This is a genomic window from Sulfurivermis sp., assembly GCF_059410345.1.
On sequence record NZ_JBLJDO010000006.1, the window covers coordinates 34564 to 47718 of the forward strand.

Annotated in this window: 13 protein-coding genes; 4 read left to right on the plus strand and 9 right to left on the minus strand. The window is 63.1% G+C overall.

Annotation, left to right across the window (positions count from 1 at the left end):
- Positions 1-22 precede the first annotated feature (22 nt).
- Positions 23-229: a DUF4124 domain-containing protein gene (locus ACMV8A_RS06820; RefSeq protein WP_495325010.1), complete on the plus strand. Its 207-nt coding sequence runs from the start codon at positions 23-25 to the stop codon at positions 227-229.
- 60 nt (positions 230-289) lie between these two features.
- Here the strand turns inward: ACMV8A_RS06820 and ACMV8A_RS06825 are convergent, their stop codons facing one another.
- Positions 290-418: a hypothetical protein gene (locus tag ACMV8A_RS06825; protein ID WP_495325011.1), complete on the minus strand. Its 129-nt coding sequence runs from the start codon at positions 416-418 to the stop codon at positions 290-292.
- 160 nt (positions 419-578) lie between these two features.
- Between ACMV8A_RS06825 and ACMV8A_RS06830 the strand changes: the two genes are divergently transcribed.
- On the plus strand, positions 579-2564 hold the full coding sequence (locus ACMV8A_RS06830) for a Ser-Thr-rich GPI-anchored membrane family protein (protein ID WP_495325012.1): 1986 nt from the start codon (positions 579-581) through the stop codon (positions 2562-2564).
- 310 nt (positions 2565-2874) lie between these two features.
- On the opposite strand, the gene ACMV8A_RS06835 is transcribed toward ACMV8A_RS06830, so the two are convergent.
- The 5 genes from ACMV8A_RS06835 to ACMV8A_RS06855 form a co-directional block, all read right to left on the minus strand.
- The gene (locus tag ACMV8A_RS06835; protein WP_495325013.1) at positions 2875-3177 is read right to left on the minus strand and encodes a DUF3240 family protein; all 303 of its coding nucleotides are present in this window, start codon (positions 3175-3177) and stop codon (positions 2875-2877) included.
- A gap of 10 nt (positions 3178-3187) precedes the next feature.
- Positions 3188-6253, minus strand: a complete 3066-nt coding sequence (locus ACMV8A_RS06840) for an efflux RND transporter permease subunit (RefSeq protein WP_495325144.1) — start codon at positions 6251-6253, stop codon at positions 3188-3190.
- Positions 6253-7359 carry an efflux RND transporter periplasmic adaptor subunit gene (locus ACMV8A_RS06845; protein WP_495325014.1) on the minus strand — a complete coding sequence of 369 codons (1107 nt, stop codon included), beginning with the start codon at positions 7357-7359 and terminating at the stop codon, positions 6253-6255. Before ACMV8A_RS06845 ends, ACMV8A_RS06840 begins: the two co-directional genes overlap by 1 nt.
- Positions 7356-8603 (minus strand): TolC family protein, encoded by a 1248-nt coding sequence (locus ACMV8A_RS06850; RefSeq protein ID WP_495325015.1) that lies wholly within the window; start codon positions 8601-8603, stop codon positions 7356-7358. Before ACMV8A_RS06850 ends, ACMV8A_RS06845 begins: the two co-directional genes overlap by 4 nt.
- 110 nt (positions 8604-8713) lie before the next feature.
- On the minus strand, positions 8714-9919 hold the full coding sequence (locus ACMV8A_RS06855; protein WP_495325016.1) for a polysaccharide pyruvyl transferase family protein: 1206 nt from the start codon (positions 9917-9919) through the stop codon (positions 8714-8716).
- Between the two features lie 77 nt (positions 9920-9996).
- On the opposite strand from ACMV8A_RS06855, the gene ACMV8A_RS06860 reads away from it, so the two are divergent.
- Both ACMV8A_RS06860 and ACMV8A_RS06865 read left to right on the plus strand, forming a co-directional pair.
- Positions 9997-11007: an RNA methyltransferase gene (locus tag ACMV8A_RS06860; RefSeq protein WP_495325017.1), complete on the plus strand. Its 1011-nt coding sequence runs from the start codon at positions 9997-9999 to the stop codon at positions 11005-11007.
- A gap of 128 nt (positions 11008-11135) precedes the next feature.
- A complete protein-coding gene (locus tag ACMV8A_RS06865; protein ID WP_495325018.1) occupies positions 11136-11453 on the plus strand; it encodes a TusE/DsrC/DsvC family sulfur relay protein in 318 nt (105 codons plus the stop codon).
- A 6-nt stretch (positions 11454-11459) separates the two neighbouring features.
- Here the strand turns inward: ACMV8A_RS06865 and ACMV8A_RS06870 are convergent, their stop codons facing one another.
- The 3 genes from ACMV8A_RS06870 to hemW are packed head-to-tail and all read right to left on the minus strand — an operon-like array spanning position 11460 to position 13073.
- Positions 11460-11666 (minus strand): hypothetical protein, encoded by a 207-nt coding sequence (locus ACMV8A_RS06870; protein WP_495325019.1) that lies wholly within the window; start codon positions 11664-11666, stop codon positions 11460-11462.
- Complete coding sequence (locus ACMV8A_RS06875; protein WP_495325020.1) at positions 11666-11923, minus strand: transcriptional antiterminator, Rof; 258 nt, start codon at positions 11921-11923, stop codon at positions 11666-11668. Before ACMV8A_RS06875 ends, ACMV8A_RS06870 begins: the two co-directional genes overlap by 1 nt.
- Positions 11916-13073 carry a radical SAM family heme chaperone HemW gene (gene hemW, locus ACMV8A_RS06880; protein WP_495325021.1) on the minus strand — a complete coding sequence of 386 codons (1158 nt, stop codon included), beginning with the start codon at positions 13071-13073 and terminating at the stop codon, positions 11916-11918. The genes ACMV8A_RS06875 and hemW overlap by 8 nt, the downstream gene beginning before the upstream one ends.
- Positions 13074-13155: the final 82 nt, after the last annotated feature.

Here is a 13155-nt window from a genome sequence, read left to right on the forward strand (position 1 = left end):
ATGGTTATCAAGGAGGATGCCCATGCCCGCACTCGTTCACCTCATCGCTCCGCTTGCCCTGTTCCTCGCCTGCACCGTCCAGGCGGCCACCATCCAGCGCTGGACCGACGCCCAAAGCCAGGTCCACTACGGCGATGCCGCCCCGGAGGGCGTGACCGTCAGGAGAAATTCGAACACCTGCGCTCCCGCATGCGTGCCGGCTACAAGGCCAGCCAGTACAACCGGCTGATGGAACAGGAACGGTCGCTGACCAAAAAAATCGAACGCTACTGCAAATAAAGTCCCTGCTTCATTGGCGGTCCGCGGGACCGACCCAGAACACCTTTTGCGCCGGCTTCGCCAAGGTGGCGGCCAGCGCCTTCTCGGCCTGATCATTGAACCAGAGGCAGGGAGTGATCTTCTGGAGGACGATTGTCATGGCCATCTCCTTGCATGGGTAGTCAACCATGAGACTAACAGTCCAGCCGGGGACTGCCAGACGGCACGGCAACGACGGCGGTGCTAGTATCAACTCATGGGAAAAATCCGTACGCAGATGCGATGACCCACGCGACAATCATGGTGCAAGGGAGGGGGAGATGAAACGCTCTGGCTACAGCAGCGGCTGGGTGGTGATCGGGGTACTCAGTCTAATACTCACCAACCCGATCTATGCGGTCGACACGAACAGCAGCAAGACACAGGAAGACGAAGCGCCAGCCCGGCCGCTCAAGCGCCCCGCCCCCACCACCGTCAAACCCGCAACCGAAGGCACCAAACCGGCACCGGCCACTGCAACGCCGCGCGCTGCTACGCCCGTCGCTCCGGCCCCCACTGCTCCCCGGGCGGTAGCACCGCCCCCTACGGCGCCGAGGGCCGAACCGACACCTGCCGCGCCGCAGGCGGCACCGCAAAAACCCGCCGGGCGCACGCCCACCCGCGCCGCGCCTACGGCGGCAACGCTCACGATAATCAGCCCCAACGGCGGCGAAACATATGCCCACGGCAGCCGCGTACAGGTGCAGTGGCAGGCGGATGGCATCTCCGGCCCTGGCGCTATCCATCTGCTACAACATGGCCGCAAGGTGGCTGACATCGCCGTACCCGTGAACCTGTCGCAAGGCCAGACAAGCTGGCGCGTCCCGGCCGACATCCAGGCCGGCAGTGGGTACACCGTGCGTATCCAAAGCCGCGACGGCAAGTACGCCGACATCAGCGACCAGACATTCACCATCGGCACCGACGCCGCCGGCACACGCCTGCCGGGGGCCAAACTGGAGCGCGGTCAGCGTCCGGCGACGGCGAGCTCCGACACCGAAACCGCGACAGAACCGCAAGCCGAACAGCCGACGCCCGCAGCCCAACCCACGCCGGCCACCCCAGCGTTGAGTTTTATCAGCCCCGCCAGCAATACGCGTTGGTGCACCAACCAATCGCACGAATACCGCTGGCATTCCACCCTGCCGGCCGGCAGCAACGTACGCATCGACTGGATGCAAGGCAACACGATATGGCGCACCATCGTCGCCAGCACGCCAGACACGGGCAGTTACGTCTGGCCCGGTTACACCGATGCCCAATTCGGCTCCGGCATGGGTTCGTTCCGCCCACGCATCTCCACCACCGACAACAGCGTGGTGCATCTGGGCGAAACACTGCACTTCGGCAAGCCACTGTGGATCAACGCACCGCAAAGCAATCACACTTGGCGCAAGGGCTCGCAATACACCCTCCGCTGGACGCAGTTGTGCGACCTGCCGGCGCCCGCTGTCCTGGAGCTGCTCGACAGTAATCAGCAGCCGGTACTCACCATCGCCGATGGCTTGACGGCTACCGGCCACCACCTGCCGCATTCGCATACCTGGACCGTGCCGGGTACCCTGGAGCCGGGCACCTACTATTTCCGCGTGCGCAGCGCCGACAATCAGTTGAGCAGCAGCGGTTCGTTCAAGATCGCCAACCCGGTCAGTTTCCCGGTCAGCCCCGACCTCACCTTCACCAGTCCCTCCCAAGACACCGCCTGGTGCACCAACCTGCCACACGAGTTCCGCTGGAACAGCACCTTACCCGCCGACACCCGCGTCAAGATCGACCTGATGGACGGCAACGGCGAAACCGTCTGGCGCAGCATCGTCGCCGACATTCCCAACAGCGGCAGTTATACCTGGGCCGGCTACACCGACGCCCAGTTCGGCTTCGGCATGGGCACGTTCCGGCCGCGCATTGCCACCATGGACAACACCACCATCACCGTGGGCGAGTTCCTCCACATCGGCAAGCACCTGTTCCTGGAGGCGCCGAAGAGCAACTACACCTGGCGCCATGGATCGTCCTATGACATCCTGTGGACCCAGCTCTGTGACCTGCCCGCACCCGTCGTTCTGGAACTGCTCGATGCCGGAAAGCAACCCGTCGCCACGATCGCCAGCGGCCTGGGCAGCGCCGGCTCGTCACGCCGCCAGCTCTATAAATGGACCGTGCCCGCCACCCTCGCTCCGGGCACCTATTACGTAAGGGTGCGTAGCGCTGATGGCCAACACGTACAGGAAGGTTCCTTCACCATCGCCACACCGGTATCAAATTGATTGTGCTGGCAAGCACCGCAAGATGAGCAAGGCCCGCAGAATACCTTCAGGATATCGACACCACGGGCGTGGGTCGGACTGGTGGCGGGTATCAATGCAACACGCCGCCTAGGGAAGCTCTGAATAAGTTCAGAGCTTCCGCCGCACAGGGATATGCCGCCATGTTCCGACGACCATAAGTCATTGGAAAATGAAGCGATCGAAAATCACATTTTTCGGTTCACGTGGGCTGAGAAGTCCAGGATGGACTTATTCAGACCTTCCCTAGAGGTGGCGTCAACAGGAAATCAACGTGGTTACCGGTACCTGACTATGTGATTTTTCCTGCATCAAGCAACGGCATGACCCAGTAATGCAGGCCGGCGCCTTTGAAATCGGCACGTAGCGCTTCGAGCAACATCGTCACTGCCGTGCAGTCGGTGTGTACATGGAACATCACCTTGCGCTGCCGGCCCATCACCTGTTCGGCCAGGGACAATTCCGTTTGCCGGCTGCCATGCCCGTCGATGCGCGTACTGCTGAAGCCGGACAACGACTCACGCGCCAACAACCAGTCCACCAGCGACTCCTCCAGCGCCGGGGTAGTCACAATGACCAGCAGACACTCATGCATTTCTACGCTCCTAACCATTCGTGCCATAACGGCGGTAGAGGATCGGCAACAGGATCAGGGTCAGCAGCGTGGAGGTCACCAGACCACCAATCACCACAATGGCCAGCGGACGCTGGATTTCCGAACCCGGCCCGCTGGCAAACAGCAGCGGCACCAGACCAAAGGCCGCGATGCTGGCAGTCATCAGCACCGGGCGCAGACGGCGGTGGGCACCTTCGATCACGACATCGGCGAGCGCCATGCCATGCGCGCGCAGCTGATTGAAATAGGTCACCATCACCACGCCGTTGAGCACGGCGATACCCAGCAGGGCGATGAACCCCACCGATGCCGGGACCGATAGATACTCTCCGGACAGCCACAGCGAGAACACGCCGCCGATCATCGCGAACGGAATATTGGTCAGCACCAGTGCGGCCTGGCGTACCGAGCCGAAGGTGGAAAATAGCAGCAGGAAGATTAGACCGATAGCGACAGGAATCACGAAGGACAGCCGCTTGGCCGCACGTTGCTGGTTCTCGAACTGGCCACCCCACTCGACGTAATAACCGGCAGGCAACTTGATCTGTGCGGCCACCTTGGCCTTGGCCTCATCGACGAAGCCGACCAGGTCACGCCCACGCACATTGGCCACCACCACCGTATAACGGGCCGCCTTTTCGCGCGCCACTTTCACCGGCCCCTCCGTCCGCTCCAGCATGGCAATGGTGGACAGCGGGATGTTGCGGCCATCTGGCAGCGTAATCTGCATGGCGGAAAATCGCTCGGGCGCCGTGCGCAACTCCTCACTGCCGCGCAGCATCAGCGGCGTGCGGCGATTGCCCTCATGCACGGTTCCGATATTCAGACCCTCGACCTGAGCACGAAGCACCGCTTCCAGCTCGTTGACTGACAGAGCCAACCGGCCGGCAGCAAGCCTATCGATTACGACTTGCAGATACTGCACACCAGAATTCTCCGAGGTACGCACGTCTTCGGCGCCGTCGATTGTATTCATCAAGGCCGTGATCTGTTGCGCCAATCCATCGAGCCCACCGATGTCCGTGCCAAATATCTTGATCGCCACATCACCGCGCACGCCGGTAAGCATTTCCGAAATGCGCATCTCGATAGGCTGGGTGAAGCCGAAATTAATGCCTGGAATATCATTCATCACCTGCCGGATGGCATCGATCAGTTCCTCCTTGGTTTTCATGCGCCACTCCGCACGCGGCTTGAGTACCAGAAAACTGTCTGTATCGTTGAGACCCATCGGATCGAGACCCAGCTCATCGGAGCCAACACGGGCGATCACACCGGATATCTCTGGCACCTTTTCCAGCAGCGCCCGTTGCACGCGCAGATCAAGCGCGACGGATTGCTCCAGGTTGATGGAAGGCAGCTTCTCCAGCTGCACCAGAATACTGCCCTCGTCCATGGTGGGCATGAAGGCCTTGCCGATCTGGGTATAAGCAGCACCGGTCAGCAGCAGCAGACCGAGCGCACTGGCAATGATCGGGCGCGGGTGATCCAGACACCAGCGCAGAGCCGGCAGGTACACGTCGGTAACTTTGCGCACCACCCACGGTTCCTCGTGACTCACCTTTTTTAGCAGGAACGACGCCAGCACCGGAATGGCCGTCAGTGACAACAGCAGCGACGCGGCCAGGGCAAACACGATGGTCAGCGCCACCGGGATGAACAGCTTGCCTTCCAGTCCTTGCAAGGTCAGCAGTGGCAAGAATACGATGATGATGATCAAAATGCCGGACGTCACCGGAACACCCACCTCACGCACCGCGCGATAGATCAGGTGCAGGCGCGGCAACCGCTGCTGCTGCTCGCCGTGAGCCAGATGGGTAACGATGTTTTCCACCACCACCACCGCCGCGTCCACCAGCATGCCGATGGCGATGGCGAGGCCACCGAGGCTCATCAGGTTGGCGGACATGTCAAACTGACGCATCAGGATGAAGGTCATCAAGGCCGCCAGCGGCAGCACCAAGGCCACGGTGAGCGCGGCACGCAGGTTGCCGAGAAACAGTACCAGCAACAGCAGTACCAGCACGATGGCTTCGGTCAGCGCCTTGCTCACCGTGTTGACGGCCTTGGCCACCAGATCGCCGCGGTTGTAGAACACGTTGATGGTGATGCCCTGCGGCAGGCCCGGCGCCAATTCATCCAGCTTGGCTTGCACCCCACCCACCACCGCGCGCGCGTTCGCGCCGCGCAGCCCCAGCACCAGCCCCTCCACTGTCTCTCCCTGACCGTTGCGCGTCACGGCACCGTAACGGGTAAGGGAACCGATACGTACCGTGGCCACTTCGCCCACACGTACCGGCACCCCCGCAGCCGACTTCACCACGATAGCGCGTACATCCTCCAGCGATCGGATGGCGCCTTCGGCGCGCACCAGTAGCGCCTCGTCGCCTTCGCTGAGCCGGCCCGCACCGTCATTACGGTTGTTGGCCTCCAGTGCTGTAACCAATTCGTTCATACCGACGCCGCGCGCGTTCATGCGCATCGAATCGGGCACCACTTCGTAGGCGCGCGCCAGACCACCAAGCGCATTGACGTCGGCCACGCCAGGCACGGTACGCAACGCCGGACGGATGGTCCAGTCGAGCAGGGTACGCTTGTCCATTGCATCGAGGGTGTCACCTTCGATAGTGAACATGAACATCTCACCCAACGGCGTCGTCATCGGCGCAAGGCCGCCGCTGATGTCGGTGGGCAAATCAGGCCATATTGCGTTCAGTCGTTCCGCCACCTGTTGCCGCGCCCAGTAAATATCGGTGCCGTCCTCGAAATCGACGGTAATATCGGTCAGCGCATACTTGGCCACCGAACGCAGCATTACCTGGTGCGGAATGCCCAGCATTTCGACCTCGATGGGGGCTGTGATGCGCTGCTCCACCTCCTCCGGCGTCATACCAGGCGCTTTGATGATGATCTTCACCTGAGTGGATGAGATATCCGGGAAGGCATCAATGGGTATGCTCTGAAACGCCACGGTGCCGGCGCCAATCAGCACCACAACCCCGAGCAGAATCAGTAAGCGCTGGGTCAGGGCAAACTGAATCAAGCGCGCCAGCATCATTCACCTCCGCCCAGGCCCATCGCGGCCCCCTTCACAGCGGCGAGGCCGGTGATCGCCACCCGCTCCTGCGCAGCAAACTTCGCGACCAACACCGTCTTGCCATTCTGTGTTCCCAGCACCTCGACGATACGCGGTGAAAAGCCTGTTGCGGTCTGCACGAACACAATGCTGTGCTGCCCGCTGCGCACCACTGCCGCTGCCGGCACCTGATAGCGACCCTCGCCGACCATACTGGCGATGGACGCCTGAACATACTGACCTGGGCGCAACGCACCGGAGCCTGCGGTGAGTTCGGCACGCACCCGCACCGTCTGACTGGCGACATCGACGTCGCGCCCCACACTCAGCAAGCGCCCCGTTGCACCAAGTGCCGCCACGCGCACTTCGGCCCCGGCGGCCAGACTGGGCAACTGTTCCAACGGCACGCGGATTTCCAGCCATAGTTGGTCGAGGTTGGCAATGCGATAGATGGGATCGCTCATGGTGAGGCGCTGACCCGGTTCCGCCAGGCGCTCAATGACTACGCCAGTAATCGGCGCGCGCACCTGCAAGGTGGTACTGAGGCGACGTTGCTGCTGCAACTCGGCGATGTCCTGCGCTGCCATGCCTGCCAGTGCCAATGCCTGGCGTCGCTCTTCCAATGCGGCATTCATTTCGTCGAACGCACTTTGTGTTTCCTGGTAACGACGTCGGGCGATGATACCTTCCTTGAACAGCATCTCATCGCGTGCCATGGCGTTCTGCGCCAGCCGCTGCTGGCTGAGCGTCTGCAAGAAATCACGCTGCAGCGTCACCAGTTCCGGGCTTTTGATACGCGCAATGACCTGTCCCTCCACCACTTCAACACCCACGGCGCTCGGCATGTATTCCAGCAAGCCTGGCTGTGGCGCCGCGAGCAAGCGTACCTGATCTGGCGCAACCGTGACCTGCGCTGGCAACTCCTGACCAGGAACGCTGCGCACCGCCTCGGGTTCCGCCGTGGTAACACCCAGCGCCTGTTGCTGTGCAACCGTCATCACCACATCCTTGACCGGCAGGTCGGCGGCGCCGACCGGCAGTGACAGCAGTGCAGCCAGGATGGCTACGGGCAATAGCGGCTTCATAGAATTTCTCCAACAGCTTGGTTGTAACGGGCTATGGCCTGCTGCAGTTGCAGCTTGCGTATATGCAGGGTGCGCTCGGCGGCATAGGCGCGGGTCTGCGCACGCAGGCGTTGCACCAGATCGATTTCGCCCAAGTCAAAGGCCAGCCTGGCCATGCGCAGGTTTTCCTGCGCCATCACTTGCTGTTCCTGCGCCAGCTCCAACTCGATACGCAACGTGGACAGCGCTTGTTTCGCTTCGTGCAAGGCCAGCTCCAGCGCGCGCTGTAGCGCCACTTGCTCGCTTTGCGCCTGTACCAACTGATTGTTGGCGGCGGCTATACCGGGCCCGGCATGACTACTGCCCGCGAAGGGGAGGCGCAAAGATACGCCGATACTGTCGTGGGTGGTCTTCGCCACCGGCTCCTGATCACGCCGCGTGCCAACAATGATCATCGGATTGTCGCTGCCCGCCGCACGCACCCGTTGCAGCTCTGCCTGTGCCTGCTCTACGCGATACTGCGCCTCCAGCAACAATGGATGGTCGGCGTCGATGCGTTGACGTGTGCTTTGTGCTTCATTGAATTCGGCAGGCCGCCGCTGCAGACCGGACAACGACAGATAGCGCTGTTCCGCCGTTCGCACCTCGCTGACTGCGAGTAGATATTCGTCCTGTTTGGCGAGGGTGTCGTCGCGGACGAGCAGCAAGTCGGCCTCAGCCAGATCCCCTGCCTCCACCCGGCGCCGCACATCCTGCTCCAGCGCCTGTGCCGCGAGCCACGCCTGTCCTGCCAGATTGCGCTGCTCTTCGGCCAGCGCCAGCGACCACAGGGTCTCGCGTACCCGCCCGGCCACGTCCAGCTGTAGCGCCCGCCCCAGGGCGCTGGCCAGCTCGCCCGTACTCGTTGCCTGGCTACGGCTCGCCGCACGCTGGCCCCACCGCCACAGCGGCAGCTCCACACCCGCCTCCCACTCGCGCAGGCCGCGATTGGTGCCCGCCTGGTCCGTCTGGTGCCGCAGGGTCAGGGCCGGCGCGCCCGCCAACAGGCTGTCGGCCCGCGCCGCCAACGCGTCAGCCTCCTGGCGGTAGGCGGCGGCAATGCCACTGCGCGGGTCGCTACCCAATGCCGCCGCGTACACGTCATTGATGCTCAGTTCGGGGCTGGCGACTAGCAGTGGAGCGGTGGATGTTTCATTGCCGGCAGCGCGACCGGCTGTGGCGGCCAGTGCCACGCACAGGGCTAAGACGACAGGGGTTAATTGCATGGCATCGTACCCACGACATTTGTGTGGCGCAAAGTATGGCTGGCGTAACTTAAACAGACCTTAATGGTCCGCCAGAAAGAATGGACTATAGACTGGTATAGGCGGGTTGATTATTCCAGTGTTGCAATGAGCTGGGTGAAGCCGTGCCGGCATTCAAGCGCCATCTCCCTGGCATGTTGCAACAATTCCGCGCGCGGAATGGCAACGGCATCACGCATGAAATCACCGATCGCATCCACCGCCAGCCGCGCGGGCAGGCCTGGCAACTCCCAGCTGTCGCAATAGGCCTGTAGTTTTGATGGTATTTCGTCTGAATTTCTCCACCGCACGTTGACCCTGGGTAATCCGTAGGCTGCGGCGATGATGCGCCCGTGCAGGCTGCTGCCACAGTAGCCGCGGCTGTTCGCGATCAGGGCGCAGATATCCCACAGGTGCAGCGAGCTGAACAGCCACACGGCCGGGGCATGCATGGGGGCAACGAGGCGGCGATAACAGGCGAGGTCGTCGTGCCAGGGGGCGGCGCCGGCGCGGAACAGGACGATGGCGAGGCCGGTGGCACGGGCAACCTCGTCGAGCTGAACTGCGATGAGGTTCAGCGTGGCATCGTCGCCAAAATCGGCGCTCAGTTGCACGGCGAGATAGCCTTGCGGCAAGGCGGCCCGCACCTGGGCCGGCTCGCCGTGGTGGGCATGCTTTCTGATTTCATCGCCGAACAGTTCCTGCACCAACACCGCCGGGTCGGGCATCAACATGGTGTTGATGCCGGCAGCGGCGAGATGCGCCTGCGTCACCTGGTCGCGCACACTGACGCTATCGGCCGTGCGCAGCTTGGCCAGCACCTCGTCACGCATGGCAGCGGAGCGCTCGGCCAGGCCCACGCCACCGACGGCGCAGTAGGCCACCTTCCGTGCCGTGGGGAACAGCCCGCGGGCGATGCAATACGGAGCCTGGTCGCCTGAACCGACAGCCTGCATTGCCCAGGCGCGGCGCGCCACCATATCGTGTTCGTAGCGGGCAATGATCGCCTGCGCCCGCTCCGGCGTCTGCAACATCACTGCCGCCTCCCAGGCGTCGCAGGTGAGAAGTTCGCCGCCGACGTGAAGGATGTGCAGGGGCTGACCACGCAATTCCACAGCCAGTGACGCAATGGCCCGGGTCTGGTGGCCGCCATACGTGCGCAGGTCACGCGCGGCGAGACCGGCATGAATCAGCCGGCGGCCTGGCAGCAGGGCGGCGGCGACATGGGGAAACAACAGATCGCCGAAGTTGTGGCGATCGTAGGCGCCGAACAGGAGGATGGGTAGGTCGTCTGTCATGGTTTAACTATACTCCCGGCCTCCCACCACGCATGCAGGAGGAGTGCGGAGAGATTTCCGGCTATCATGCGCTCCCCATGCGCACCGATGACCTTCGCCAACTCCTACGTGACCACGGCGCTCGGCCCGCCCACGAGGCGCGGCTGCTGCGCGCGTGGCTGCAGGCCATTCCGGTTGGTACGCGCCGCCGTCCGGCGGAGGAATTTCTGCCTCTGGCGGTGCGCGACGCGCTGCCCATCATCAACGGCAAACTGGATGATCTGGCACGACTGCACTCGGAACATCCGGGCAGTGACGGTTCGTCCCGTCTGCTGCTGCGGCTGGCGGACGGCCAGACCATCGAGAGCGTGCTGCTGCCGCGCGGCGGGGTGTGCGTGTCGACCCAGGTTGGCTGTGCGGTGGGCTGTGTGTTCTGCATGACCGGGCGTAATGGCCTGTTGCGCCAGTTGGGCAGCGCGGAGATCGTGGCGCAGGTGGCGCTGGCGCGGCGGCTGCGGCCAGTGAAGAAGGTAGTGTTCATGGGCATGGGCGAACCGGCGCACAACCTGGACAATGTGCTCGATGCCATCGAGTTGCTCGGCACCCTGGGCGCCGTGGGCTACAACAACCTGGTGCTGTCCACGGTGGGCGACCGGCGCGTGTTCGAGCGTCTGCCGCAATGCACGGTGAAACCGGCACTGGCCCTGTCGCTGCACACCACCAACGCCGAGCTGCGCGCCCGCCTGCTGCCCCAGGCGCCGCGCATCGACCCGGAGGAACTGGTGGAGGAAAGCGAACGTTACGCCCGCGCCACCGACTATCCGATTCAGTACCAATGGACCCTGCTGGAAGGCATCAACGACAGTGACGAGGAGCTGGACGGCATCGTGCGGCTGCTCCGCGGCAAGTACGCCATCATGAATCTCATCCCCTACAACGAGGTGGACGGCCTCGGTCACACGCGCCCCGCCATGGAACGGGCCGCCGAAATGATCCGCCTGCTGCACCGGCGCGGCATCCTCGCCAAGCTACGCAACTCCGCCGGCCAGGACATCGACGGCGGCTGCGGCCAGCTGCGGGCCCGGGTGGTGCAGCCGGGCGGCATTTGAGGTTGTTGCTGGGCGGAAGCCCGCCCTACAAAAACACCCCCGCCCGCCCCCTCTTGATCGGCGCTGGCGACAGCTATACTTGATATAAATACTGTGTTTCTCCTTGGTGGAGAAAGGGGAGGTGTGTCATGACTACCGAACATGAACTGATGCGCGATACCCGGCTGGGCATGGAGTGCGACAGCGGGCGCTGGACCGAGCAGATGGCGGAGAATCTGGCCGTTGCTGACGGTGTGGGTCGGCTGGGAGATGAACACTGGCGCGTCATCCGCTACCTGCGCGAACACTTCGTGCAGTACGGTGCACCGCCGCCCATGCACCTGGCCTGCCTGCACAGCCACCTGGATCAGCACTGCGTAGAACGGCTGTTCCATGGCGCCCGCGAGGCCTGGCGCATCGCCGGCCTGCCGGACCCCGGCAGCGAGGCACGCAGCTATATGGATTGAAACGGCTTACAGCACGTCGCTGACGCGCAGCAGGGCGTAGATCACCGACAGCGCGATGAGCAGATAACCCACCGGCGGCAGCACCTTGTTCAACACGGTGAAGATGCGCGGCATGCGCTCGAGCTTGCCGCGCACGCTGCGTGGGTAATACCAGGCGAAGTAGGCGCCCACAGCGATGTTGATCAACAGGGAAAGCAGTTCGCCGCCACCCATCACTTCACTCCTTCCAGTGCTTCAATCTTGATGATGCGATCCAGGCGGATGCAGCGCTCGGCGCCGCCGTCGGTCAGCGCATACATGAACTCCTGGCCCTGGCGCGTTTGCAGGTCGGTAGGGCGCAGGGTTTCCAGATGATCGTCACCCGCCTCGTCGCGCCAGTGCATGCGCCAGCGCCGGCGCTGCATGATGGCCAGCTCGTACTCGGAATACAGGCCGCAGTCGATGGGGCGGTAATCGTTGTCGTCAGTCATCGCCGTCCAGAAACAGCTCGATCAGATCGTTGAGAAAATCCCGTCCCTGTGGCGTCGGGCACACCCGTTGCGTGTCCCAGGTGATCAGCCCGCGCCGTTCCGCCTCCTGCAGGGCCGGCGTGACCACAGTGAGCGCCAGACCGGTGCGCTGGCTGAACAGCTCGGTATCGAATCCGTCCACCAGGCGCAGCGCATTGAGCATGAACTCGAAGGCGGCATCGCTGCGACTCAACACGCTGCGCCCAGCCACTTTGTTCATCGCCGCCAGATAATCGCGCGGATTACGTTTCTTCCACAACCGTTCGATGCGCCCCTCTGCTGCCTGGGTCAGCTTGGCGTGAGCGCCGGCGCCGATGCCGAGATAATCGCCAAAGCGCCAGTAGTTCAGGTTGTGACGGCATTGCCGCTCGGCCCGCGCGTAGGCGGATACTTCGTACTGAGCATAGCCCGCGGCGGCGAGCCGCGCCTGGCCCTGGCGCTGGATGGCGTCGATGTCTTCTTCTGCCGGTAGCGTCGGGGGACGGTGGTGAAACGCCGTATTGGGCTCCAGCGTGAGCTGGTAATAGGACAGGTGGGCCGGCTCCAGGGCGATGGCGGTGGCGATGTCATCAATGCCCTGCGCCAACGACTGGCTGGGCAGGCCGAACATCAGATCGAGATTGAAGTTGGTAAGGTCAGCGTGGTGGGCTGCCTCGGCAGCGCGTAACGCCTCACGCCGGCCGTGGATGCGGCCAAGACGCTCCAGCAGGGTATCATTGAAGCTCTGCACGCCGATGGACAGGCGGTTGATGCCGGCGGCACGAAACTCCGCAAAGCGCCCGGCCTCCACGGTGCCTGGATTGGCCTCCAGGGTAATCTCCGCCTCGGGCAGCAGCTTGAGCCGGGCACGCAGCCCGGACAGCAACCGATCCAGCGCCTCCGGTGGCAGCAGGCTGGGCGTCCCGCCGCCGATGAACACGCTCGACACCGGCCGCCCCCACACCGCCGGCAGATCCTGCTCCAGATCTGCAAGCAAGGCGTCGACGTACCCGGTGGCGGGGATATCCTCGCTAATCTCATGGGAATTAAAGTCGCAATATGGGCATTTACGGACACACCAGGGGATGTGCACATAAAGGCTCAGCGGCGGCGGTGCGGAAAACTGAAACATCAAAACCCTCGTGCCGAACATGGAATCAGCGGCATTGTCTGTATACTGTCAACAAAAATCGCCGGCCCTAACCATGTGCTTA

Excerpts from the sequence above, each read along its gene's own strand:
- ACMV8A_RS06850 (WP_495325015.1), bottom strand. The coding sequence starts at position 8,603 with ATGCAATTAACCCCTGTCGTCTTAGCCCTGTGCGTGGCACTGGCCGCC.
- ACMV8A_RS06855 (WP_495325016.1), bottom strand. The coding sequence starts at position 9,919 with ATGACAGACGACCTACCCATCCTCCTGTTCGGCGCCTACGATCGCCAC.
- ACMV8A_RS06820 (WP_495325010.1), top strand. The coding sequence starts at position 23 with ATGCCCGCACTCGTTCACCTCATCGCTCCGCTTGCCCTGTTCCTCGCC.
- ACMV8A_RS06845 (WP_495325014.1), bottom strand. The coding sequence starts at position 7,359 with ATGAAGCCGCTATTGCCCGTAGCCATCCTGGCTGCACTGCTGTCACTG.
- ACMV8A_RS06865 (WP_495325018.1), top strand. The coding sequence starts at position 11,136 with ATGACTACCGAACATGAACTGATGCGCGATACCCGGCTGGGCATGGAG.
- ACMV8A_RS06840 (WP_495325144.1), bottom strand. The coding sequence starts at position 6,253 with ATGCTGGCGCGCTTGATTCAGTTTGCCCTGACCCAGCGCTTACTGATT.
- ACMV8A_RS06825 (WP_495325011.1), bottom strand. The coding sequence starts at position 418 with ATGACAATCGTCCTCCAGAAGATCACTCCCTGCCTCTGGTTCAATGAT.
- ACMV8A_RS06870 (WP_495325019.1), bottom strand. The coding sequence starts at position 11,666 with ATGGGTGGCGGCGAACTGCTTTCCCTGTTGATCAACATCGCTGTGGGC.
- ACMV8A_RS06860 (WP_495325017.1), top strand. The coding sequence starts at position 9,997 with ATGCGCACCGATGACCTTCGCCAACTCCTACGTGACCACGGCGCTCGG.
- hemW (WP_495325021.1), bottom strand. The coding sequence starts at position 13,073 with ATGTTTCAGTTTTCCGCACCGCCGCCGCTGAGCCTTTATGTGCACATC.
- ACMV8A_RS06830 (WP_495325012.1), top strand. The coding sequence starts at position 579 with ATGAAACGCTCTGGCTACAGCAGCGGCTGGGTGGTGATCGGGGTACTC.
- ACMV8A_RS06875 (WP_495325020.1), bottom strand. The coding sequence starts at position 11,923 with ATGACTGACGACAACGATTACCGCCCCATCGACTGCGGCCTGTATTCC.
- ACMV8A_RS06835 (WP_495325013.1), bottom strand. The coding sequence starts at position 3,177 with ATGCATGAGTGTCTGCTGGTCATTGTGACTACCCCGGCGCTGGAGGAG.